This window comes from Maribacter sp. 4U21 (assembly GCF_002742365.1).
Taxonomy (GTDB): Bacteria; Bacteroidota; Bacteroidia; order Flavobacteriales; family Flavobacteriaceae; genus Maribacter.
In genome coordinates this window covers 33999-58711 of the sequence record NZ_MDGN01000046.1, presented here as the reverse complement: position 1 = coordinate 58711, position 24713 = coordinate 33999, and the positions used below count along the sequence as shown (strand labels likewise).

General features: G+C 41.3%; 12 protein-coding genes and 1 pseudogene. 8 read left to right on the top strand and 5 right to left on the bottom strand.

The genetic code is table 11. The features are described 5' to 3' along the window. The 3 genes and pseudogenes from BFP77_RS09700 to BFP77_RS09690 all read right to left on the bottom strand — a co-directional run. Positions 1-7081: pseudogene (locus BFP77_RS09700) on the bottom strand (hypothetical protein); the annotation flags it as partial. Positions 7082-7686: 605 nt separating this feature from the next. Further along, positions 7687-9972, bottom strand: a complete 2286-nt coding sequence (locus BFP77_RS09695) for a PorP/SprF family type IX secretion system membrane protein (protein ID WP_099573835.1) — start codon at positions 9970-9972, stop codon at positions 7687-7689. Positions 9973-9979: 7 nt separating this feature from the next. Continuing rightward, positions 9980-12226, bottom strand: a complete 2247-nt coding sequence (locus tag BFP77_RS09690; RefSeq protein WP_257212926.1) for a gliding motility-associated C-terminal domain-containing protein — start codon at positions 12224-12226, stop codon at positions 9980-9982. Positions 12227-12450: 224 nt separating this feature from the next. Here BFP77_RS09690 and BFP77_RS09685 point away from each other — a divergent pair, with 224 nt between their 5' ends. From BFP77_RS09685 to BFP77_RS09675, 4 genes are all read left to right on the top strand, one after another. Next, positions 12451-14136: a glutamine--tRNA ligase/YqeY domain fusion protein gene (locus tag BFP77_RS09685; RefSeq protein ID WP_099573834.1), complete on the top strand. Its 1686-nt coding sequence runs from the start codon at positions 12451-12453 to the stop codon at positions 14134-14136. A 192-nt stretch (positions 14137-14328) separates the two neighbouring features. After that, on the top strand, positions 14329-15063 hold the full coding sequence (locus tag BFP77_RS09680) for a POTRA domain-containing protein (RefSeq protein WP_099573833.1): 735 nt from the start codon (positions 14329-14331) through the stop codon (positions 15061-15063). A gap of 30 nt (positions 15064-15093) precedes the next feature. Next, positions 15094-15231 carry a hypothetical protein gene (locus BFP77_RS16975; RefSeq protein ID WP_180272334.1) on the top strand — a complete coding sequence of 46 codons (138 nt, stop codon included), beginning with the start codon at positions 15094-15096 and terminating at the stop codon, positions 15229-15231. 178 nt (positions 15232-15409) lie between these two features. After that, a complete protein-coding gene (locus BFP77_RS09675; RefSeq protein ID WP_099573832.1) occupies positions 15410-15604 on the top strand; it encodes a hypothetical protein in 195 nt (64 codons plus the stop codon). A gap of 79 nt (positions 15605-15683) precedes the next feature. On the opposite strand, the gene BFP77_RS09670 is transcribed toward BFP77_RS09675, so the two are convergent. Continuing rightward, positions 15684-16616 carry an SPFH domain-containing protein gene (locus BFP77_RS09670; protein WP_099573831.1) on the bottom strand — a complete coding sequence of 311 codons (933 nt, stop codon included), beginning with the start codon at positions 16614-16616 and terminating at the stop codon, positions 15684-15686. Between the two features lie 155 nt (positions 16617-16771). On the opposite strand from BFP77_RS09670, the gene BFP77_RS09665 reads away from it, so the two are divergent. Next, positions 16772-17179, top strand: coding sequence for an ACT domain-containing protein (locus BFP77_RS09665; RefSeq protein WP_099573830.1), 408 nt, complete (start codon positions 16772-16774; stop codon positions 17177-17179). 25 nt (positions 17180-17204) lie between these two features. On the opposite strand, the gene gltX is transcribed toward BFP77_RS09665, so the two are convergent. Further along, on the bottom strand, positions 17205-18716 hold the full coding sequence (gene gltX / locus BFP77_RS09660) for a glutamate--tRNA ligase (RefSeq protein WP_099573829.1): 1512 nt from the start codon (positions 18714-18716) through the stop codon (positions 17205-17207). A gap of 202 nt (positions 18717-18918) precedes the next feature. On the opposite strand from gltX, the gene BFP77_RS09655 reads away from it, so the two are divergent. Genes BFP77_RS09655 through mnmG form a run of 3 tightly spaced genes read left to right on the top strand, consistent with a single transcriptional unit; the run spans position 18919 to position 24676 of the window. After that, on the top strand, positions 18919-22389 hold the full coding sequence (locus tag BFP77_RS09655) for a hypothetical protein (RefSeq protein ID WP_099573828.1): 3471 nt from the start codon (positions 18919-18921) through the stop codon (positions 22387-22389). After that, positions 22382-22804, top strand: a complete 423-nt coding sequence (gene ybeY, locus BFP77_RS09650) for an rRNA maturation RNase YbeY (protein ID WP_099573827.1) — start codon at positions 22382-22384, stop codon at positions 22802-22804. Before BFP77_RS09655 ends, ybeY begins: the two co-directional genes overlap by 8 nt. 3 nt (positions 22805-22807) lie before the next feature. Then, positions 22808-24676, top strand: a complete 1869-nt coding sequence (mnmG, locus tag BFP77_RS09645; protein WP_099573826.1) for a tRNA uridine-5-carboxymethylaminomethyl(34) synthesis enzyme MnmG — start codon at positions 22808-22810, stop codon at positions 24674-24676. Positions 24677-24713: the final 37 nt, after the last annotated feature.

Here is a 24713-nt window from a genome sequence, read left to right as displayed (position 1 = left end):
CTACGGTGGCATTAAGATTGGGCTGTATAGTAGTGGATGCTACGGCAGATATACAACCAAATGCATCCGTAACTTCAACATCATAGCTACCGTTGGATAATCCCGTAAATGTATAGGTAACATCCGTTGCAATGGCAGGTGTTCTCCATGGCCCTCCGTCTATTCGAAATTGATATCCTCCGTTGCCTCCCGTAACATTCACTACAATAGACCCGTCGTTATTGCCAGTATAACATGCGGTAGGTACTGCATTAAACACAATGAGTTCTGGACCTGCTACCGTGATTGCGTTATCTATGACGTCTTCACAATTATTACTATCCCTAACCCGAACTACATAGCTCTCCCCTGGGTTACTTACTGGAACATTATTGAAGATAGGTGAATTCTGATAAGGTCTTTCTACGGAAATAATAGATGCATAAGGCGCGGCAAGATCTGCGTCGTCACTGATTTCCAATTGATATTGATACGCCGGTGTACCTCCTGTAGTACTCGCTGTTATTGTTGCTCCCGAATTATTACAAGTAAAATCTGTTGTTATCGCAGCGCTGACATCAAGTGCCGTTGGCTCGGTTAAAACTTGATTTAAGGAAACTGTACATCCGGTTGGGTCATTTACATCTTGAACTACAATATTATGCGTCTGTGCATTAAGTCCGGCGATTGTTTGGGCCGTTGTAAATGGGCCTACAAAACCACCTCCGTTTATACTATATTCAAAACCACCAGCTCCGTAATTGTCGGCATCAATGGTAATGCTACCAGAAGCATCACCGTTACAATCTAAATTTTCAAAAGCCGTGACGGTAGCTTCAAAAGCGTTGCCATCTGCAATAATCACCGTGGTATCTACATGGCAATCTGGACTATAAGTAACCCTTAACGTGTGCGTTCCTACTACAATATTATTGAAAATATTGGCTGAAACTCCTGGCCCTTGGGCTGCACCATCTAAAATATAAATGAACGAACTATCAAACGGTGTAACACTTACATTGCCGGTCCCATCACAATTATACACAACAGTATAATCTACTGTAGGCGCTACTGGTAAAGGAGCAATGGTAACATCGCTTAACGTAATTTCACATCCTATCGCATTGGCGTCTCTAACGCTTATGGTATACGTGCCATTGGATAAATCCGTGAACGTATGGCCGCCTGTAGTAGTGGTTGTCCACGAACCACTATTTAAACGATATTGATAGTCCCCAGAGCCACCCGCCGTTGGCGTAATACTTCCAACAGTGATTTGGCCAAGTTGAGCACAGGTATAGTCTTGTGTTTGTACTGCCTCTGCAACTAATTGGTCTGGTTGATTAACAGTAACAGGTATGGTCGTTGATTCGCATAAGTTTGCATCCCTTACTCTTACTTGATACGTACCTGCGCTTAAATTCGGAAAATTGATATCTGTACCATACGTTACCCCATTATCAATACTATAGGTAAACGGAGCTTGTCCTCCAGAATTGACCAAGATGGCTATTGACCCATTACTGTCCCCAAAGCATGTAACGTCAGTTGGTGTTGGGGTAAAGTTAATTGGCGCATCCTGTGTAATTGTCAAAGCAAAACTTTCTGAACAATAACCTGTGTTTCCACTATTGTCTCTTACATAAACATCGTAATTCCCTGCCGCAAAACCAGCCACTGGGTTTGTTGTGCTAAAATCTCCATTGACAGGGGTGGCACCACTAGCAACAATGGCATAGGTATAGTTCCCGTCACCACCATTGGCGGTAATCGTTACCTCAGCTGATGTATCACAGGCAGCTATGTTCGGAGCCACAGCAGATACTGTTAAATCAGGTTCTATTGTAACTGTTTGTGTGGCCAAAGCCAACGGGCATCCATTTTGGTCTCGTACATCTATATCAAAAGAACCATCTGATAAGTTTTGGAAAGTGTAGGTCGTTGATGATGCCGGAGTAGGCGTTAACCATGGTCCTCCATCAATTCTAAATTGATATCCTCCATTACCATCCGTAACGTTTACTTGAATAGTGGCGTTGTTTCCTCCGTCGTAACAAGTCATCGGAACGGCATTGAACACTAATGGGTTCAATGGATTAATGATTATTGATGTATCGATAACATCCTCACAATTATTTGCATCCCTAACTCGTACAACATAAGTGCCATCGGCTAAACCTGAAAATACCCGGTTAGTACCATTCGTAGCAAAATCATAAGAAGCTACAGGTGTACCACCAGCATCCTCAAGTTGATAGTTATAAACAGCTGTACCGCCCGAGGCGTTCGCCGTAATCGTTGCCCCATTCGTACATGTTAGTGCTGTCGTAACATTTGCATTAACCTCAACGGCAGTTGGCTCCGTGATTAATGCGGATACGGATGTAGTACATGTAATTTCGTTCGCTTTTCTGATTAAAACCGTTTGGTTACCCGCTCCAAAAACCGCATTTGTAGTTACTGGTGAACTTGTAGATAAAATCCAATTCGTACCTCCGTCCTCAGAATATTCAAACCCGGCAACCGAATCAAAATTCGCTACTTGAAAGCTGATTGTTCCATCACTCAACCCGTTACAGGATGCATTCGTAGAACTTTGCAAAGTACTTCCGAAAACTTGACCGGCAGCCACGGTTACCGGCGTTTCAACAGATAGTTCACAAACCTCCGGTATTTGAAAAATTTCTATGTCATCTAAAGCTAAATCGTTTCCATTATTCCCTATTTTTTCGGTTCTGATAACGAAATCCAGATTCGTGTTTGCTCCTGGATCTAAATCCGCAGTAAACAGAACCCAATCGTCAGGGCCTGTGTTCTTAGCAATATCACCAGTTCTTATGGATTGGATTACCGTTCCTCCGGTATCCACTATTTCAATGGTTAAATCCGGATCTAGTATAGTCCTCGTAGAAACAACGAGGTTAAAAATGTGAAGTGATATCCTTAAAGGTCTATTGGGAATAATATCATTTATAGGTTTGGTGTAAATAATTTGTCCTGGACTTGGTGTTCCTACGTTGATTACTAAAAATCTTCCGTCTGGATCTGAAGGATTTGTGTGGTCATTAGGGCTTATCCAAGGTCCGAAAGGCTCTACTATTCGATTGGTAACACTGTACTGAAAATCGTTAATATTTCTATTGGTATCTCCACCACCAGCTGTACTTGTCGTTTGGTCCTCATATGCATATCCTCTTGTGTCCGGACTTGGTATGGTACCATTTCCAACACCAAAATCTTCTGATAAAAGCAAACTAGGAGTTGGTGGAGTCTGGGAGGTATAATAAGTGGTAACGGTATAGGTGCCAGGAGCTACGTTATTAAAAACATTGCTAGTAGGGTCTGGGGCATTTGGGACACCGTCTAACTCATATCTGTAATCGTACCCACTTATGCTCGGCGAAGCAGCAATCGTACCCGTTCCATCACAGTTGTAGTTTACCTCAGGGATCAAGGCCACATTGGGAGGTGCGGGTAAATCCTCGACAGTAACGTTCATAGGGAACGAACATGCGTTGTCTCGAACTAAAACAGTATAGTCTCCAGAAGGCAGTACAGCGATTGAAGACGTCCCCCATGTGCTACCACCGTCAAAACTATACTCATAGGGCGCATTACCTCCAACCACGTTCGTAATACGTACTTCCCCTCCATTAGGGTCACAAGTGGCATCTCTAGATACTCCTGCCGATGCACTTAATGGAAATGGCTGATTCAGTACGTACTGTTGTGTAATATCACACCCGCTACTGTCAAGTACTCGGATATCATAATTTCCAGCGGATAACCCAACAAAATTATGGGTAGGTTGGTAATTAGCTCCGTTATCGATACTGTATTGAAAAGGGGCTGCTCCGCCTGTAATGTTAATGGTCAATTCTCCATCAGCATCACCTGAACAAGATGGCTGCACTTCGCTGATAGAATCAATGGTAAGTCCGCCATTATCAGCTATCGTGACCGGAGCCGAAATTCCATAACATCCATTCGCATCTAAAACTATAAATTGATACGTTCCGTCTTCTCCTGGGAAGTATTCGTCGATTAAATCGTTGTCGGTATCTCTCCAGCCAAAAGTAAACGTTGTCTCTGTTTGATAGGCATTAGGATCAATATTATCTACGATTTGTTGTTCGGTTGGCGAACCTCCTGGGCTGTGCAATACTGTTCCGTCCTTGCTCCAAATGGCGTACTGGAAATCTGGATTACCCTGACCTCCGGTTCTACTAAGTTCAATTGTACCTGCCGAACAGCCTATGTTGGCAGTGGTCAGTGCTGAAACTGTTGGGTCTGGAATGCGATTAACGGTTATGGATTGCACATCTATACAACCATCATCAGATCTTGTAATGATAAAATAATCGCCCTCGTTTACATTGAAGGTATGTGAATTATTAGGTTGTGCGGTTTCATCGTCAATAAAAGTGCCTCCTGGGTGTAATCCTTGATAAGGGTCGTTTGCAGGGGCAACCGGCGCAGCGGTACCATCATCCAGTCTTAGCTCGTAAGAATAGTTAGGGAACACATTTAAAGCGTCTATTTGAATTGATCCTTGGGCGTTACAATTAGCTTCCGTCGTGGTGAGGTTTACTTGCATGTCCCTGTTCAAAATACCAATATCCGGAGTACTGAACACACATGCGCCAACAATTGGATCTCCTGTAAATGGGTCTAATGGTGTTACTTCTACTCTAAAAGCCCCATTAGTGGTAAAATCAAAACTAGGTCCGTTGTTAGCGCTAAAAGGAATCGCTATGGTGTTAGCGGCAACATCGACCAATTGATAGCCATAACCACTTCCCAGATTTGTTATGGTAATATTTCCATCGGTATTACAAACTACATCTCTACTAGTATAATCTATATCCAGGTTATTCTGAAAAACATCAAAATAAAAGCGGCTTACGCATCCGTTTAGGTACGTAATGGATAATCTGTATTTGCCTTCAGTCCCGACCGTAAAATCACTTCCCGTCTCTACCCGGTTCCAAGTACAACTTAGGTTTCTGTTCAAACAGTTCTCCGGTTCCACGGTACAGCTAGATTCGTCTAGACGTTCCCAAAAAAGGTCTTCCGCATCGCTAATATTTACCTGTAAAAGCTGGCTGTCGTTTGTTCCACACAAGAATATCTTGGGAAATTGTGTTGTACCATCATTACAGTCCACGACAATTTCCCCCTGTATATCGTTAGAGGCATTAGCATCGCTATTTAAATCGTTGAAATAGTCTAGAATAGGATTAGTCTGAGTTGAACCAAAAAGCTCAACATCAATTATTTCCATAAATCCTTTACAAGGGTCTGCTATTTGTTTGTCTACCAGATATGTTCCAACTTGGTTTACAACCACTGTGCTGGGGTCATTATCCGGGTCACCATCGTTTATAGGGGTATCCGTGGCATCTATTACACCATTGTTGTTATCATCTCTTACCCATACATAATTGTCAAAATTATCCCCTGCGTCAAGTATTACATTATCTCCACATAATTGAGTGGTTCTTCTAAAATTACAGGCCGATAAATCGTCCAAAAGAAAGTTGGTCGCTCCGGGAGTAGTAAAGCCACAATTATCAAAATCCGTAACACTAGGGTCATCTGTAATCTGGTTGTCATTTTCAATACCTTGATAGGTAGAATATGCTAAATTCTGTATTAAGTCTGTACAAGCATCAACAAAATCAAAACAATTTTCTGCCACTCGCACCCTCATTCTAATGGACGAAACAGGACTAGTATCGGTAACCAAGTTATTTGGAATCGTAAAAAGAACTATTCTTGTTGCTGGGTCATACGTGTATGTAACTCCTGTTGGCAGTGACCCTGGAGTCGTGAAATATGCTTCGTCCAAGGTTACGTTGATGGGTAAAATATCTCTTATCGTATAATTATCCGCGTCATCGTTTCCAATGTTATCAAAAGACAGGACATAATCCAGTGTTTGACCAAGGTTAACGCCTAATCCCGTAATGTCGTTACCCGCAATATCTTCAACTCTTTTTTCTAGAACAATGTTGGGTTCAATAATCTCAATGTTAAAGGAGTTGAAAAAGGGATAAAATTGATCACCATTCGTACGAAAACGAAATGTTGCCGCAGTTTCATTATTAGGAATAGTATTGGTAGGCAGGTTTAAAAAATCAGCATCAAAACCAAGTGTATTTAAACTGGAGGGTACCCTGCCTGCAAGGTCAACCCCGTTCAGTGTAATATTACTATTAAAGAAATTATTTTGGGGGTTAACAGTGTTTCGCATTCTGTAGAAACCGGAACCTGAATTCAATGCTGCCCTAATTTCCATTCTGTCGCCCGTAATAGCGAAATCACCTTCCAACGCCGCTGCTCCTATATTAGCGTTCACGGGACCCGTTGGAATGGTCGTAAAGCCGTTATAATCGATAGTAATAGAGTTTGAACCGGTAACGCGAGCAAAACCATCAAATGTTGTTATGAGCTTTCCACTTAAGTTAGGGTTTTCGTAGGCAACCACCAAGGTCCAGCCACCTGCGCTACCACCGGGCATATGGCTAGTTCGGGTACTTAAATCATATCCCACACCTTGGGCGGCCGGTATATTTGCTACGGTATAATCGCCTTCTGGATTTGCCTGTGCGGTTATCAATGCGGTAATATCTGCGTAACAAGCGTAGGGTGCATTACTGGATAAGGCCGTATTGGTAAGTCCATCATAAAGGATTTCATCCGCTGTAATGTCTACATAGGTCCCGCCGGGAACCATTAGCTTTACTTGGTCAATTGGATGTGTTCTGACAGTGCCGGAGGCATCAGTAGTATGATCTCTGGGGTAGGTTGCGGACCAATAGAGTGCCGCATATCTAATTCGGCTGCAGGAAGCATCTGCAAAAGTGAGGTTGGCAGTACTAGAACTAAATGTAGTTACATCATTGTCCACATCAATGTAACGCATGTTCTTGTAGTCGTTATAGTTATAATAACCTCCTGTTTCAGTATCCCGATTACTTCTAGGGTTAAAACTAGTATTGTTGTTGAGGTTGTTATAAGGATCAATAGGCTCGGTATCACCGGTTCCGCCGTCTCTGTTCATGATACTATTGCCCACAAAAGTCAAATCGCCCTTCATATTGGCTTGATATCTAAAAGTATCGCCTGAAGGATAGGTTCTTGTAAAGGATTGATATTCCTGAGCAAAACCAGTGAATGCGAGAAGGCAAAACAAAACCGTCAAAAAAAAGATACGGGAAGCTCGTCGGGAACTAACCGTAACCACAGTTTTAATATTGAGAAAGTAAATAGACATAATAATCATCCGGTATTATTCAAATGGACTTATTCTCCTTAAAGCTCAATCTTGTGCATTGGCCAAAAAAAGAGTACTCCAATAACAAATATGAATTATAGTGACGATGTGCAGAATTTAATGTTGTGGTATGCGACTATATTGTTGTGAAAGCGGCATTACCTTAGGTGACCGGTCTACAAGAACTCTATTTATTGCTATTCATCGATATGCAACATCTTAAGCAGATGAACGATTTTTGCTGAGAATGAATGCTTCAATAACGATAAAAAAATGGTAAAAAGGCTATTTCTTAAACTAAAAATAACGGTCTATTTTTACTTGGAATAGGGTATTTTTGAAATACGATTTGACCGAATGTTGATGATAAAAATTAAAAAACCCCAATGAAAAACATCGGGATTTACTGTGGAATTTCAGCTTAATTTTTAAGCGATTTGATTTGAATTTACCCGCATAATCCACATTTTATCATCATAGGCATCGTTCAATCTAGAGTAATAGGAAATCAGCGCATTGCTCCAAGAATCGTGGCGCTTTAAGTAAACGTACCGGTACTTGTTCTCCGGGTTGATAAAATAACTTGCATTTAAACCGTAAGAGTTTAAAAGTTTTACAAAACGATTAGCGTTTTTCGGGTTTGCAAATACGTTAGCAATGATATAATACCCTGAACCTATTCCATTTATTTTATACGTTTGAGGGTCAATTTCCTTAGCGGCTACTTTATCTTGTGCTACTACATTCTTCTGTAATACGCTTGTATCATATTTGGAAGACTTCTCCTTGAGTTTGTCAACGTTGGCGGCATATTCCCTATTGGTATATCTATTGGCTACGTTCATAATCCACGTAGCGTCATTGTAAGCGCCATTAAACTGGCTTTCATGGGCCGATACAGCTTCGCCCCATGTGTCATAACGCTCTAAGTAAACATACTTTAAGCCGTTGTTTGGGTTGTCTATGTAATTGGCATCAATACCTTTATCGTTAAGCGTGTTCAAAAAGTTATCCATATATTTCCCTCCCTTATAAACGTTAGCTACCACATAATAGCCGTCTTTAACATTAGGTAGGTCCCTGAACTTTCTGCTTTTTACTTTGTCTTGTACAATCGTTGATGTACCAGACCGTTGACTGGTATTTCCTTTTGGTCTAGTAACGGCGATCGCATCTTTTTCTTTGGTGTATGTGCTAGCTGGTTCCCTGTATTTATCCTGACCGGTTTTTTTGGTGGCAACAATTTCTGTTGGCGTAACGGTTGTTCTACTGTTGGGCCGGGCCACCCCATTTTTTTCTTCAGATTCCGATGTACTTACTTTGTCTATAACAGCTACACTTTCCTCAGATACGCTCGGGGTAATTTTCGGTGCTGCGGTAGCGGGCTCTTTTCTGGCTGCGCTATTGTTTACGATGGCATCGTTCTCGGTTTGCCTGCGGATATTCTTGGACACTCCTCCATCATTACTATTATTTCTTGCTGTAGCTGCAATACTACTTTCATCGTTCCCTTTAAATAGCGCCTCGGCCTTTCTTTCTAAATCGGGGCGTTCGCCACTAGTTTCGTTTCTAACCATGCGCATGACCATATTGAATCGTCTTTCCAGATCTTGCTGCCTTGTTGATTCTAAAGAATCCTGTCTAAACATCAGCTCTTCGATTATGGCATCGTTCTCAGCTAATTTTCTTTTCAGTTCAGCAATCTCTTCCGACGAGGCCAAATTTTCGGGTTCTATCGAATTTTCGACAAGGTCGTCCGTATCATCCTCCAACATTACCCGGTCTTCCGTAAGATTAGGCGTAAAAGAATACGCAAATGATATCTCATGTGTAAGTCCAAAATTGTCAAAATTGTTGGATAGTCCCTTCTCCATGGTATATCCTAAAGAGATTCTTTGGTTGAGGTTAAAACCGACCCCAGCTGAAGCACCGTAAAAACTATCGTACCCACCTTGTACCCAACCCAATTTGGGCAAGTCCAAAATTAGACTACCTCCTAAGGTGAGTTCCTCCTCCCCTACTTTCCTTACTCTCGCTAAAGGCATTAGTCTACCTTGTTGCAATACCCCGGACTGGTTTTCAAACTGATGGGTATATTGTAAGTGTCCCGAAAATGTTTTATCCTTGAATTCCGTTAAGGATTCGCTAGTCTTTATATTGTAATCAAACAGGTTCTCAGCGAATACACCCACATCAAACTTGCCATAAGATAAATTGAAACCTGGCTGAAAGGATAATAAATTCTGATCCTGTAATCCTGCAAGAAAAGGGTCTTCCTCAACTGTAGTAGCTCTTCCTTCATCAAACCCGCTATTGTAGTAAGAAAGGTTTGCTCCAAAGGTAAAATTACTTTTATCGCTCAACTTTATACCATATGCGTAGTTGGCCAAAACACCATAGTTGCTCAAGGCTCCTAAGCGTTGCGTATACAAGCTAAGTCCAAGACCAGTACGGTCGCTTATACGACCACTGTAACTTAGAAAATAGTTCTGGTTATTATCATTAAATTGTACCGATTGGTTTCTATGTAGAAGGTTTACATAGGATTTATCTTCTCGAACAGTTGAGAACGTTGGATTTATTAAGAACCTGTTATACTTTAAAAGGTTTTGTGCAGGCACATCGTAAGCCACAAAAGGGTTGTCCTCCTGAGCTCCGACTTTTACGGTGCCGAGAAATAATACTAGTAGATATAAAACACTTTTCTTTAGCATGGTGAAATTAACGTATTACTGTGATAGTTCCCTGTTTAAGGACTTCATTGGCATTCCTTATCTTATAATAGAATACCATGTTCTGTTTGGTAAATGCGGTGGACGTTTGCGGCCAATTGTTCTTATAGTCGAACTCGTTTACAACTTCCTCTCCCTGTTCGTTGTAAATAATTACGTTCACATCTGGCTTGTTTGAATAGGAGTTTGGTATAACCCATTGATCGTTGATACCATCGCCGTTTACTGTAATGACATTAGGTACTTTAAAGGTATCTAAAATACTAACCTCTACTTGTCTAATGATGTCACAATTATCTATGGACGCCACCAAGGTATAAGTTCCTGGCTCTGTAAAAGTTACACTGTCGGAGTTACTCATTTCCGCGTTTGCAGCATTCATCCATCGGTAAGCTGTACCGCCACTAGCAGTAACCGTTCGTGAAGTACCTTCCGGTATAACAATATCTCCAGAGGGATTTAGGGTTATTAAGTTCTCATCCAAAGGAGAAACAGTTACTTCATTTGAAATGAGAGGACAACCGTCCCTATCCAATACTAGTCGGTATGTTCCGGGTGCATTAATATCGTATTGCACGTCTGTAGTATTTACGGTGGCTCCTTCTAACTGCCATTCAAAGCTTTCCGAAGAAAGGTCGATTGATGTGCTGATTGTCACAACATCACTGGCCGAGCAATAAATACTGCTTGTAGCGCTAATGGCTATGGTTTCACTAGTCAATAACTGAACGGACAATACATTAGAGTTTTCATTATAGGAATCTATGGTGGCATTTAAACTATAATCCCCATTTTCAGAATTGGAAGCTATGCTTATCGATTTTCCATTTTGTCCCGTAAGGTCTGACCCATTTCTTTGCCACTGGTAGGTAAAGGCATCTTCTAAATCTGCCGTCACATTCGTGGTGGCTCCGTCGGCTGCGACAGCGTTAATAGTCGTTACATCAAGAATTATACTGGTATTTACACAAGACGTGTATGCATCCGCATAATCCACAATTACTTCAAAAGCATCCGGAGCAACGGCTACCGTATTCTCTGAGTTCCTAGCCGATGTGGAACAGGCGCCTCCTGATTGAGAAACCTCTGCGTAATAAGTACCCTCTTGGGTAATAGTGAGGGAGTTATTTGTTTCCCCTGTAAGTTCTACACCGTTCCTAAACCACTTATAGGTTGGTCCGCTAGCATCGGTGCTAACGCTTAACGTTTGTGTTTGAGACGGTAATACCACCACATTCGCCAGATTATCCCTTGTTACCGTAAAATTGTCCGCATTGGTCATCGTGATTGCGGCTGAACGTTCGGTACAAGTTCCCGAACCTGAAATCTCAACAGCATAATCTCCTTCAAAACCTGCGTTTGCCGCATTAACGGTGTACGTGGTTCCTATGGCCCCGGCTATGGCAACATCGTCTTTATACCATTGATAGCTCCATGAAGGGTCTGTAGTGTTGATAGCCAAAGTTTCCGTGTCTCCTGAGCATAAAGCTGTTTTAGAGGGAGGTGCAACCACGATACCTGCCCCTCCAGAACCTATCGTAACATCAACTATGTTAGAATCTGTATTACCGGAACCGGTACAAATGGGACCGTAGTCTATAAACGCGTTATACATTCCGCTTTGGGAAATGTTTATCGTATGGCCCGTTTCACCAGAAATTTGAGTTCCGCTTCTAAACCATATGTATTGATATGTTTCAGGGTTGGCTATATTATCAACTTGCAGGGTAATCGCATTTGTACTACAAATACTTCCCGGAGGTGTTCCGTCTCCTGCTTCACTTATATTGAGATTTGAAGTGACGTCCATGTAGTACATGTTGTAGGCGTTAGATTCGGCCCCAAGTTTTACGGGATCGGTACTCCGCACTCTCATCTTGTAGCTTTGACCACGAGTAGTAACAGGAATTGCGAAATCTGTATTGAAATCCGAATTGGAATTTTGATCGGTTATGGTTTTCAAGGTGGTTGGGGCATCAAAACTACCATTGGCATCCGAGAGCTCCAGAATAAATTCATTACCGGCGTTGGCGGTTCCTGCCCAAGTAATGTTGACAAAGTATTCGTTGAATCCCCCGTTACCGGCACAAATAGCCGTCCATGGGGAGTTACCCGCAAGATTAGGATTGTCCGCAGGTTCAGGTGCATTGATTACAATGGCCTGTGCTGTTAGTTGTAGGCAACTAAAGAGCACAACCATTGCGCTTAAAACGTTCTTTTTGAAATTAGTTTTCATAATGATCTGTAGTTTTGGGCCCCTACTTGTTATGAATTTCCAAGGTCATTTTCTTGTGTACCCTAGCATTCAACGTCAAATATGGTCTTTATAACGGATATTTTGAACTTATTGTTGTAGGGGTGAGCTTTTCTGTTGTGAAATGCGAAGTATGCAAGGTCTATCCATTTTAAACTTAGCTATTGTGGCATTTTTGCTACTTTTGTAGCCTGAAAAATAATGACATGAGCGAGACAACAAAGTCTTTGAATTTTATAGAGCAAATCGTTGAGGAGGATCTAGGTAAAACCCATTCAAAAAATGAGCTCCGTTTTAGGTTTCCACCAGAGCCCAATGGTTATTTGCACATAGGCCATGCAAGTTCAATTTGTTTAAATTTTGGTCTGGGTCTTCGCTATGATGCCCCTGTTAATCTTCGATTTGACGATACCAACCCGGCAAAAGAGGAACAAGAATTTGTTGACGCCATTAAACGGGACGTAGCATGGCTGGGGTATCAATGGGATACCGAACGGTATGCTTCTGATTACTTTCAACAACTCTATGATTGGGCCGTACAGCTCATTAAGGATGGTAAGGCCTATGTTGATGACCAATCTTCAGAAGAGATGGCCGCGCAAAAAGGCACGCCAACGGAACCGGGAACAGATAGCCCGAACAGAAATAGACCCATTGAAGAAAATTTAGCGCTTTTCGAAGCGATGAAAGATGGAAAATTCGATGAAGGTACCCACGTGCTTCGGGCAAAAATTGATATGGCTTCCTCAAATATGTTAATGCGTGACCCTATCATGTACCGTATTCTGCACAAAAGCCATCATAGGACAAATACCGATTGGTGTATTTATCCGATGTACGACTGGACCCACGGGGAGAGCGATTATATAGAGCAGGTATCACATTCCTTTTGTACGCTTGAGTTTGCCATGCATCGCGAGTTGTACGATTGGTTTTTAGATCAGGTCTATGATGAAAATAAAGTTCGCCCGAAACAACGCGAATTTGCCCGTAGAAATCTAAGTCATACGGTAGTGAGTAAGCGTAAGCTTGCTCAATTGGTAGAGCAAAATGTGGTACATGGCTGGGACGACCCAAGAATGCCAACAATCTCCGGTTTACGCAGAAGAGGCTATACCCCTGAATCCATTAGAAATTTTGCCGACACTATAGGTATTGCCAAGCGGGACAATTTAATCGATGTTTCTTTGCTGGAGTTTCATATTCGGGAACATCTAAATAAAATTACGCCAAGGGTAATGGGTGTTCTAGACCCATTGAAATTGGTTATTACCAACTATCCTCAAGGTGGGGAAGAATGGCTGGAAGCAGAGAACAGTCCCGAGGATGAAACCTTAGGAACAAGACAGGTTCCTTTTTCTGGAGAACTTTACATTGAAAAGGCGGATTTTAGAGAACAGGCCAACAAGAAATTCTTTCGGTTAAAGTTAGGAGGAGAAGTGCGTTTAAAAAACGGATACATTATAAAGGCGGAAAGTTGCACCAAAGATACCGATGGAAATATTACCGAAGTTCAATGTACCTATGACCCTAAAAGCAAGAGTGGTAGTGGCACTGAAGAGAGTTTAAGACGCGTTAAGGGTACGTTGCACTGGGTATCCATAAGGCACGCCATAGAGGCGGAAATTCGCCTTTACGACCGCTTATTTACCAATGAAAGCCCCGATACCCACAAGGACAAGGATTTTATGAAGTTCGTTAATCCAGATTCTTTGAAAGTAATAACCGGTTTCTTAGAGCCTAGTTTAAAAGACGCCAAGGTAGAGGACCGTTTTCAATTTCAGCGTATTGGGTATTTTTGTTTGGACCCTGACAGCACTGCGGAAAAATTGGTGTTCAACAGAACAGTAGGTCTCCGTGATTCTTGGGCCAAGATTCAGCAAAAAGGATAGCGCTTCAAAAAAGACCGATTGTTTTATTGCTTTCGGTTTTAGCTTGATCTCTTTTCAGATGAGAAAAACTACATTGTGTTTATCAATCGACCAAACTCACTTCACAGCGCTGCTCGCCATAAATAATTGAAAAAAAGTCTCCTTTTTCTTAGGGAAATTGCAAAGCCTTCGTCTTATCATCAAAATTAAGCGATGAAAAAGACCCTGACCCTTGTGCTTTTGTTTATTGGATTAATCATCAATGCCCAAGAAAACAGTATTAACAAAATAACCTTCGAAGGTTTAAAACGAACAAAGGAAACTTTTCTTAAACGGCTGATCAGGACCAAAGAAGGGGCGGTTTTGGACACCTTGAAAATTATAGGGGATGTAGAGCGGCTGAAGCGGCTTCCGGGTATTGCCATTGCAAATTATGCCTTTGCAGAAACGCCTAGTGGCACTGACCTTACCTATACTATAGAAGAAAATTTTACCTTAATCTCGGGCTTGCGTATAGCTACGGCGAACGATGGCAGCTCCGCTTATCGTATTTCGGCCTTTGAGTTCAATCTTTTTGGGAACAACCAGTTACTAGGTGCTTTTTATGAAAAGAACGTCTTTAACTCTAATGGAGCTTTTTGGGAACATGCCTTTCTTTTTAGCGATAAACTTGTGATTGACTTAAACTATCAGGACGTAACGACCCAAGAACCCGTTTTTTTCGAAGAGGGAGATAAGAATTATCGCTTTAATTCTAGAAACTTAGAGTCCGATCTTCTCTTTTCGTTCGATTTCAACAATGAAGCCGAAATGGGTGCCATTCTGGTAAAGGAAAGTTATAGTTTTGAAGGTAACGACCCTCCTCCTCCCAATAGGCCTTTAAACCTAAACGCAGATAAACTTATTTATAGGGCCGCCTATCGCCACGTTGATCTGGACATCGAATAACAATATTTGGATGGATTGTAAAGTGAATTTATGGGACAGTACATACAATTGCTTCAGGGTGATGCCCCGGAAGAAGAATTTTTACAAAGCTTCCTTTCTCTAAGAAATGATCTGACCTACTATAAAAAATTGGTAAATGCGGCAATTGGGCCAATAGATTACGCTTAGCTGCAGCGATTGGTAATGAGGATTCTCCGTTTGCCCCTTTCACTCTGGATAATCAGCTGAATATACGGTAGGGAATACAGTAGACCGTGGAACGGCCGCAATAGTTCTGAATACGGAATATAGGCACACCCTTTACGAAAAAGGTTGGTTCGTCATACAGAGTAACGCCTTTGTTGATGTGGGCTCCTGGCGAAATGCCGGTGAAGACTTCTCTCAGCTTTTTGACGGTACTTCTACAAGATTATATCCTGGCCTAGGTCTGCGTTTCATTCACAAGCGTATTTTCAATGCCTTCTTTCGCTTGGATTATGGCTTTGGTATTGGAAACAACGCAACTAACGAACTCGTTTTTGAAATAGGCCGATATTTTTGAGGTTCGCAATACGGTCTTTAACAATAGAAAAAGGCCCAGTCCGTATGGATTGGGCTTTTCTTTTTTGATATGCGCTTACCTATTCTTTGTTCTTCTTTGGGACATTGGTCTTTTTCATAGACTCACCGATCATATTACTGGCGGTGAAGGAAGCCACCATGTTATTTAGCATGTCGCTCCCAGCTTGTGGAGAATTTGGCAGTAGAATTAAATTAGTGTTCGTTTCCTCGCCGATGCTTTGTAGGGTGTCGTAATGCTGTGTTACTACAATAAGCGCAGAAGCCTCTTGGCTATTGATGCCCACTTTGTTCAACACTTCTACAGATTCCTCTAGGCCACGGGCAATTTCTCTACGTTGGTCTGCAATACCCTGCCCCTGCAGGCGCTTACTCTCTGCTTCGGCCTTTGCTTTTTCTACGATTAGAATTCTTGCGGCATCCCCTTCGAACTGTGCGGCAATCTTCTCGCGTTCGGATGCGTTAATTCGGTTCATGGCCTGTTTTACCTGAGCGTCCGGGTCAATATCCGTTACCAGGGTTTTAATAATATCAAACCCGTAATCTGACATGGCGTCGTTCAATTCTGCCTTTACGGCCAAAGCAATATCATCTTTCTTAACGAAAACATCATCTAGTTTCATTTTTGGGACCTCTGCCCGTACCACGTCAAAAACATATGAAGTAATTTGGTCATGAGGATAGTCTAACTTGTAGAAAGCATCGTAAACTTTGTCCTTGATTACCTTGTACTGCACAGAAACTTTCAGTCGTACAAAAACATCATCTAACGTTTTAGTCTCGATGATAACATCCAATTGTTGAATTTTTAAACTCAACCTTCCCGCGATGCGCTGTACAAAGGGAATTTTAAATTGAAGTCCGGAATGTCTTATACTACTGAATTTACCGAAGGTTTCCACAATAGCAGCTGTTTGCTGTTTTACGATAAAAATACCCGAAATAATCACTAAGACTACAAAAATAACAATTGGTATAATAAAGAAGTTTCCCATAATATCTTGATTTTAGTTTATATTGGTAATTTACGAAATCGCTATCGTATATGTGTCGTATTTACTCGGGATTTGTTACATTGTTCCTTCAGCAATACTACTTCCAAATATTGCCTAAGGTAATTAGCAGAAGAATCTAGACAAAAACTTTATAAGTGGCTGGCAAAAAAAATATCTCATTATTACAAAAAGAACTTAGCCCTGTCCTTAACCCAGGTGAGTTTGTTTTTGTAACGACAAAAGACAGTTCAATTGTCAATAATGGCGCGGCTATTGGTAAATTTAAAGAAAAAGAAGGTTTTACGCTAATTCTAGAGAGAGGCAAAGCACGAGAATTAGGTTTATCCTACGACTACATTGCCTCATGGATAACGCTGTCCGTGCATTCTTCTTTGGAGGCTGTTGGTTTAACGGCATTATTTTCTACGGAATTGGCGAAACACGAGATAAGTTGTAATGTTATCGCGGGTTACTACCATGATCACATTTTTGTAGCAAAAAAGGATGCCGATAGGGCTATGACTGTTTTATCAAATCTAGCAGAGAATAAAAATAAACAGTAATGGCTTGAGTCCGAAAACCAGCTTCCTAACCGAGCAATTTTATAGCTTTACGTATTCTAGAAATAGTTTCAGTCTTACCAATCATTGCTGTAATATCAAAAATATGTGGCCCTTTCATATCTCCGACCAGTACTAAGCGCAACGGCGGCATTACTTTCCCGAATGGAAGTTCTTTTTTAGTTATCCATGCCTTTATCATGGCCTCGGTATTTTGAGTGGTGAAATCATCTATGGATTCCAAGACCAATGCAAGCTCTTCCATTATAGCCCCTGTTCCTTCCTTCCATTGCTTCTTCACCGCTTTCTCGTTGTAGTCATTTGGTGCTAGGAAGAAATAGTCGCTCAAATCCCAGAAATCCGTAACGAAAACGGCACGTTCCTTAATCAAGGAAATTACTTCTTCTATGTAATCCAAGCCATATTCCTCTTGCTCCGATGCTAATTTTGTATCAAGTTCCACTTTGTATGCTATTGCAAGATCTGCATTTTCCATAACCTGCATGTACTGTTGATTATACCATTTGGTTTTATCTGGATCAAACCGCGCTCCAGATTTGTTTACACGGTCTAAAGAGAAGGATTTGACCAACTCGTCCAGGCTGAACAGTTCCTGTTCCGTTCCTGGATTCCATCCCAATAAGGCCAAAAAATTAATAACGGCTTCAGGAAAATATCCCGCTTCTTTATACCCCGCTGCATCCTTCCAAGAAAGTGGAAATACCGGAAAGCCCCCTTTCTCACCATCTCGTTTGCTTAGTTTTCCCTTTCCTACAGGTTTCATTATTAAGGGTAAATGAGCAAATTCTGGGGCCTGCCATTTAAAAGCATCATATAACTGTTGGTGTAGGGCCAAAGACGGTAACCATTCTTCGCCCCTTATAACATGGGTGATTTCCATTAAATGGTCATCAACAATATTGGCCAAATGATACGTGGGCATGCCGTCACTTTTAAATAATACTTTATCATCCAAGACATTGGTGTCAATTTCCATAGCTCCACGTATGGTGTCCTTAAGGTGAAGTTTTTCGTCGGGAGGGGTTAAAAATCGTATGACATATTCGTCTCCAGAGTTGAGTCTTTTTTCAACAGCCTCGGGCATCATTGATAAAGAATTATCCAATTTTAATCTGTTATGCCAATTATAAATAAAGGTTTTGCCCTTTGATTCATGGTCTTTACGATGAAAATTAAGGTTCTCGGCGGTATCAAAGGCATAATACGCTTTGCCTTTTGCAATGAGTTCCTCTGCATAAGCCTTATATAAATGCTTTCTTTCGCTTTGTCTGTAGGGTCCGAAATTACCCTCTTTACCAACGCCCTCGTCAAAAGGGATTCCGCACCAGTTCAAAGCATCTATAATATATTCTTCCGCGCCTTCTACATATCTATTCTGATCCGTATCCTCGATTCTAAGGATAAAATCGCCTTTATGTTTTTTAGCAAAAAGATAATTGAACAATGCAGTGCGAACACCACCAATATGCAAGGGTCCTGTAGGGCTTGGCGCAAAACGCACTCGTACTTTATTTGTCATTTGGCAAAGGTATAAAAAGCGGCGTATCCCTAGAATCATTTCTCAAGAGAAATTATATAATCGACACCGCCAGGCTGTACTCTTTTAAAGTAACGCATAGCGGGGGTGAGGGTTGCTAAACCATTCATCTTATCGTTTTTAACAAATTTTTCTAATTGAAAAAATTAGATAACGCCTATCTTGGTATTAAATATCCATACAATTGCAGACGTACAACAAGATATTAACTAAGCTGAACGAATTTATTCGCAAGCACTATACCCAAAAACTAATAAAAGGAGTGCTGCTTTTCTGCGCTTTTGGCTTACTATTCTTTATGGCGGTAATGGGGGTGGAATACCTATTGTGGCTTAGCTCCACCGGGCGCTTTATATTACTGCTTCTTTTTATAGTCGTAGAATCTTTTCTGCTTTTTAATTATATCCTTAAGCCTCTTTTTTACCTGTTCAAAATAAAACGCGGTATCTCCGTAAAAGATGCTGCAGAAATGATTGGTAAACATTTTACTACGGTAGGGGACAAGCTATATAATTTGTTGGATTTGGCGGAGAACAAAGAAAAATCTGAGTTATTGCTTGCCAGTATAGACCAACGTTCCCAGCAATTGAGCAGCATTCCCTTTTCCAGCGCTATTCACCATAAAGATGCCCTGAAGTATGTAAAATACGCGGTAATTCCCTTACTAATTGCAGGATCGGTCTATCTTTCCGGGAATTGGAGCTCATTTTTTGGGTCCTATGAACGTGTAGTTAATTACGACTTGGCGTACGAGCCACCCGCTCCTTTTTCTTTTGAACTCTTATCTGCAAACTTAAGGGTGATTGAAAATGAGCCCTTTACTTTCCAAGTAACCACCAGGGGTGACATTAAGCCGGAGAACATTTATCTTGTCCTCAACGGAAAAGAAATACTGCTGCAGGAAGAAAAAGGAATTCATCAATATACCCTATCTCCTCCAATAGTATCCGGCTCGTTCCATTTTAAAGGAAATGAAGTGAATTCTAAGGAATATTTTATAGAAGCATTGAAAGCCCCAGCAATAATGGATTTTGAGTTGGTGCTAGACTACCCCTCCTATCTTAAAAAAAATAGCGAGACTTTAAAAAGCACGGGGAACGCCATTTTACCAGAGGGCACTAAGGTTACTTGGAACATAGTGGGTCAGCATACCCAAAAAATCAATTTAATGACATCGGACACTGTCTTGTGTTTCAACAGAAAAATCGATGATTTTACGTTCTCTAAAAGAATATATGGTGATTTTCCATATCAACTAACCACATCGAACGAGAATAGGACAGATTATGAAAAATTAGATTACAGTTTTAAAATAATCAAGGACGGCTATCCAAATATTAAAGTGACGCAGGTTTTGGATTCCTTAAATCCGAACATTGCCTATTATTCTGGGGAAGCCACGGATGATTACGGATTAAGGAGAGTTGACTTGGTTTATTACGAACGCGGAAAGGAAAAAGAACAAAAAAGCATCGCCATTTCCAGACCCAACAATGGGTTTGACCAGTTCTACTATACCTATCCTTCCGGATTACAAATCGAGGCAGGCAAAAATTACGACTATTACTTTTTAACAACGGATAATGATGCCATTCATAACGGTAAGTCCACCAAAAGCCAAGTCTTTAGTAAGACGCTATTAGATGATAACCAGTTGAAAAACAAAGACTTAGAATTTCAACAAGCACTGATAAACAACTTGGACAAGTCTTTGGAAAAAGCTAAAGAACAAAAGGACGCCCTTCTGGAACTCAATAAGGAACAAAAGGAGAAGAGCAGTCTCAACTTCAATGATCAAAATCAAGTAAAGGATTTCTTGCAGAAGCAGGAGCGACAAGAAGAGCTCATGCAGAAATTCAGCAAGGAATTAAAAGAGAACTTGAATAAAGGAAACAAGGACGACAAGTTGAATCAACTGCTCCAAGAGCGACTAGAACGCCAAGAAATAGAGGCTAAAAAGAATCAGAAGCTCCTTGAGGAACTCAATAAAGTCGCCGAAAAAATCAACAAGGAAGAATTGGTTAAACGTTTAGAAGAGTTAGGTAAAAAGCAACAAAATTCCGAACGTAGTCTAGAACAACTTCTGGAACTTACCAAAAGATATTATGTAACTGAAAAAGCTGCTCAATTGGCCACGGATCTTCAAAAGCTTTCGGAAAAACAAAAAGAATTAGCAGAAGAGGCCATCACAGAAGCTTCTACGCCACGAGAACAAGAGGAGTTGAACAAGGAATTTGACAAAATCGCACAGGAACTCGAAGAATTACAAAAAGACAACGCCAATCTAAAAAAACCGCTTGATCTACAGATAGACCAAAACAAAAAACAGGGGGTCCAGGAAAATCAAGAAAAAGCATTCGAAGAAATTCAAAAAAACGATGAAAATCCTTCAGCTAATACAGAGGAAAAGAAGAAATCAGCGGCCGAGGCTAAAAAAAACCAAAAGGCAGCGTCGGATAAAATGAAAGAAATGAGCGAAGAGCTTAGCGACTCTTCCTCAAGTGGCGGAGGAGGGGGTTCTTCCGTTGCGGAGGATGCGGAAATGCTGCGTCAAATTCTGGATAACTTAATTATATTCTCCTTTAAGCAAGAAGCGCTATTTGACCAATTGAGTCAGCAGCAAGAAGAAGATCCGTCTCAATACGCTAAAACCGTACGTAATCAAAACGAACTGAGGGGGTTATTCGAGCATGTGGATGACAGTTTATTTGCACTATCACTTCGTCAAGCAGAGCTGTCAGAGTTTGTTAATGAGCAGATTACGGAAGTCTACTACAACATTGACAAGTCGTTGGAAAGTATGGCGGACGGCCAAATATACCAAGGGGTATCTTACCAGAAATACGTACTTACAGCTTCCAACAGCCTTGCTGACTTCCTAGCGAAGGTCATGGATAACATGAATCAGAGTATGCAAATGGGAAAAGGACAGGGAGATAGTCAGGGAGGTTTCCAGTTGCCCGATATCATCAAGGGTCAAGAGTCGCTTGGAGAAAAAATGGGGAAATCGGGACAACAAGGCAAGAGTGGCCAAAAAGGTGAAGGACAACAAGGTAAGCAAGGGCAAGAGGGAGCTAACGGGGAAAAAGGTGAAGGACAGCAAGGTAAAGACGGTCAGCAAGGCAAAGGCCAAGACGGCAAGGATGGTGATGGTGCCGGTGGACAAGGTGAGGGAAGTCCCGAACAAGGAAACGGCCAAGGGAATACTGGCTCTGGAAACCAAGGTCTTTCTGAAGGAGAGTTGCAGGAAATCTATGAAATTTATCAAGAACAACAACGTATCCGCCAAGAACTGGAACAACAGTTGGAAAACATGATCAATTCTGGAGACCGCAAATTAGGCGAAAAGTTAGTGCGTCAGATGGAAGATTTCGAGAACGATCTCCTTGAAAACGGAATAACCCAGCGCACTATCAACAAAGCAAATACCATTCAGTATGAATTATTGAAATTAGAGAACGCTGCGCTAAAACAAGGACAAAAATCCCAACGCGAAAGCAATACTAATTTAAAAGACTTCGCTAACCCTATAACTACTAAGCCCTCATTATTAGATAATTATCGTAACGAAGTAGAAATTTTAAATAATCAAGCCTTACCTTTGCGCCAAAATTTTCAGAACAAGGTAAAAGCGTACTTTAAAGGCGATGATTAATTTTAACTACGAGCTAGACTTCACATTAAAAGACCCGGATAAATATATTGCCTGGATAAATCGCATCTGTGATTCTGAGGATGCTGTAATAAAGGAACTGAACTATATTTTTTGTGACGACGACTACCTTCTGGGTATTAATCAGAAATACCTGAAGCATGATTCGTATACGGACATCATCACGTTCGATTATACAGAAAATGAATTTGTTTCCGGGGACATCTACATTTCTATTGAACGTGTTGCGGAGAATAGTTTAACCTATGCCGTTTCACTTGAAAACGAGTTACTTCGTGTTATGGCACACGGTATACTACATCTCTTGGGTTTTAAGGACAAAGGAGCGAGTGATATCGCAATAATGCGAAAAAAGGAAGAAGAAAAAATAAATCTGTTCCACGTGGAACAGCGGTAAATTATGTTTGGAGAAAATTACGACGTTATTGTAGTAGGAGGTGGGCATGCTGGCGCAGAGGCAGCCGCCGCAGCTGCGAATATGAGTTCAAAAACCCTATTGGTAACCATGAACCTACAAACTATTGGTCAGATGTCTTGCAATCCCGCCATGGGCGGCATTGCAAAAGGCCAGATAGTACGAGAGATAGATGCGATTGGCGGGTACAGTGGTATTGTCACAGATAAATCCGCGATTCAATTTAAAATGTTGAACAAGTCAAAAGGCCCTGCGATGTGGAGCCCAAGAGCACAAAACGACCGCATGCGCTTCGCGGAGGAGTGGCGTCTAGCGCTTGAGAATACCCCCAACGTAGATTTCTATCAGGAAATGGTTTCTGGTCTTTTAGTTGAAAAAGGTAAGATTATCGGGGTACAGACGTCTCTAGGAATTCCTATTAAAGGAAAAGCCGTGGTTCTTACTAATGGCACTTTCTTAAACGGATTGATACATATTGGCGAAAAACAGTTTGGCGGAGGACGATCAGGTGAAAAGGCCGCGACAGGCATTACCGAACAACTCACTTCGCTTGGTTTTGATAGTGGACGCATGAAAACAGGCACTCCTCCTCGTGTAGACGGACGCTCCTTAGATTATTCTAAAATGATACTACAACCAGGTGATGACACTCCAGAAAAGTTCTCCTACACTTCTACTGAAACTTTAAAAGTTCAACGGGACTGTCATATGACCCATACCAGCAAACTAGTTCATGACCTCCTCCGCGAAGGCTTTGACCGTTCCCCAATGTTCAATGGTAGAATTCAAAGCATTGGCCCAAGATACTGCCCATCCATTGAAGATAAAATAAATAGGTTTGCAGATAAGGACAGTCATCAAATGTTTATTGAGCCAGAAGGATGGAACACAGTAGAGGTCTATGTCAACGGTTTTTCAACATCCCTGCCAGAGGATGTTCAGTTCAAGGCTTTACGTTCTGTGGTAGGTTTCGAAAAGGTGAAATTCTTTAGACCAGGTTACGCCATAGAATATGACTACTTTCCCCCAACACAATTAAAGCATACCTTAGAAACTAAGTTGATTGACAATTTATACTTCGCCGGACAGATAAACGGGACTACCGGGTATGAAGAGGCTGCATCTCAAGGACTAATGGCAGGTATCAATGCACATCTTAAAATTAATGAAAAGGAACCTTTTATTCTCCAAAGAGACGAGGCTTATATCGGTGTACTTATAGACGACCTTATCACAAAAGGAACAGAAGAACCTTACCGCATGTTTACCTCTAGGGCAGAATACAGAACCCTATTAAGACAAGACAATGCTGATTTACGACTTACTCCCAAAGGGTATGATTTAGGATTAGCATCCAAAGAACGACTTATCCGAATGGAAGAAAAATTGAATAAGTCCAATCAGTTTGTAAAATTCTTCAAAGACACCAGCGTACTACCAAAGGATATAAATCCTATCCTAGAAAGTGTAGACTCCAACACCGTAAAACAATCTGATAAAATGTTCAAAGCCTTCTCAAGACCTAAGGTTACTATGGAGCATATGCTGCAACTCGATGTCGTCTCTAATTTTGTTGAAACAAATGAATTGGACCGGGAAATCCTTGAGCAAACGGAAGTACAAGTCAAATACGCTGGATACATCGCTAAGGAGAAACTAAATGCAGACAAACTTCACCGTTTGGAATCTGTCAAAATTCCAGCTAACTTCGATTACTCCAAACTAAAGTCTTTATCCTTTGAGGCAAGAGAAAAACTATCGCATATTCAGCCGGTAACCATATCTCAAGCTTCAAGAATTAGCGGCGTTACGCCAAGCGATATTAGTGTGCTTCTAGTTTTCCTAGGCAGATAATAACGATCGTTCCACGTGGAACATTAAAAAGCCGTCT

Coding starts and splice junctions, on each gene's coding strand:
- BFP77_RS09695 (WP_099573835.1), bottom strand. CDS start 9,972: ATGCTAAAGAAAAGTGTTTTATATCTACTAGTATTATTTCTCGGCACC.
- BFP77_RS09690 (WP_257212926.1), bottom strand. CDS start 12,226: ATGAAAACTAATTTCAAAAAGAACGTTTTAAGCGCAATGGTTGTGCTC.
- BFP77_RS09685 (WP_099573834.1), top strand. CDS start 12,451: ATGAGCGAGACAACAAAGTCTTTGAATTTTATAGAGCAAATCGTTGAG.
- BFP77_RS09680 (WP_099573833.1), top strand. CDS start 14,329: ATGAAAAAGACCCTGACCCTTGTGCTTTTGTTTATTGGATTAATCATC.
- BFP77_RS16975 (WP_180272334.1), top strand. CDS start 15,094: ATGGGACAGTACATACAATTGCTTCAGGGTGATGCCCCGGAAGAAGAA.
- BFP77_RS09670 (WP_099573831.1), bottom strand. CDS start 16,616: ATGGGAAACTTCTTTATTATACCAATTGTTATTTTTGTAGTCTTAGTG.
- gltX (WP_099573829.1), bottom strand. CDS start 18,716: ATGACAAATAAAGTACGAGTGCGTTTTGCGCCAAGCCCTACAGGACCC.
- ybeY (WP_099573827.1), top strand. CDS start 22,382: ATGATTAATTTTAACTACGAGCTAGACTTCACATTAAAAGACCCGGAT.
- mnmG (WP_099573826.1), top strand. CDS start 22,808: ATGTTTGGAGAAAATTACGACGTTATTGTAGTAGGAGGTGGGCATGCT.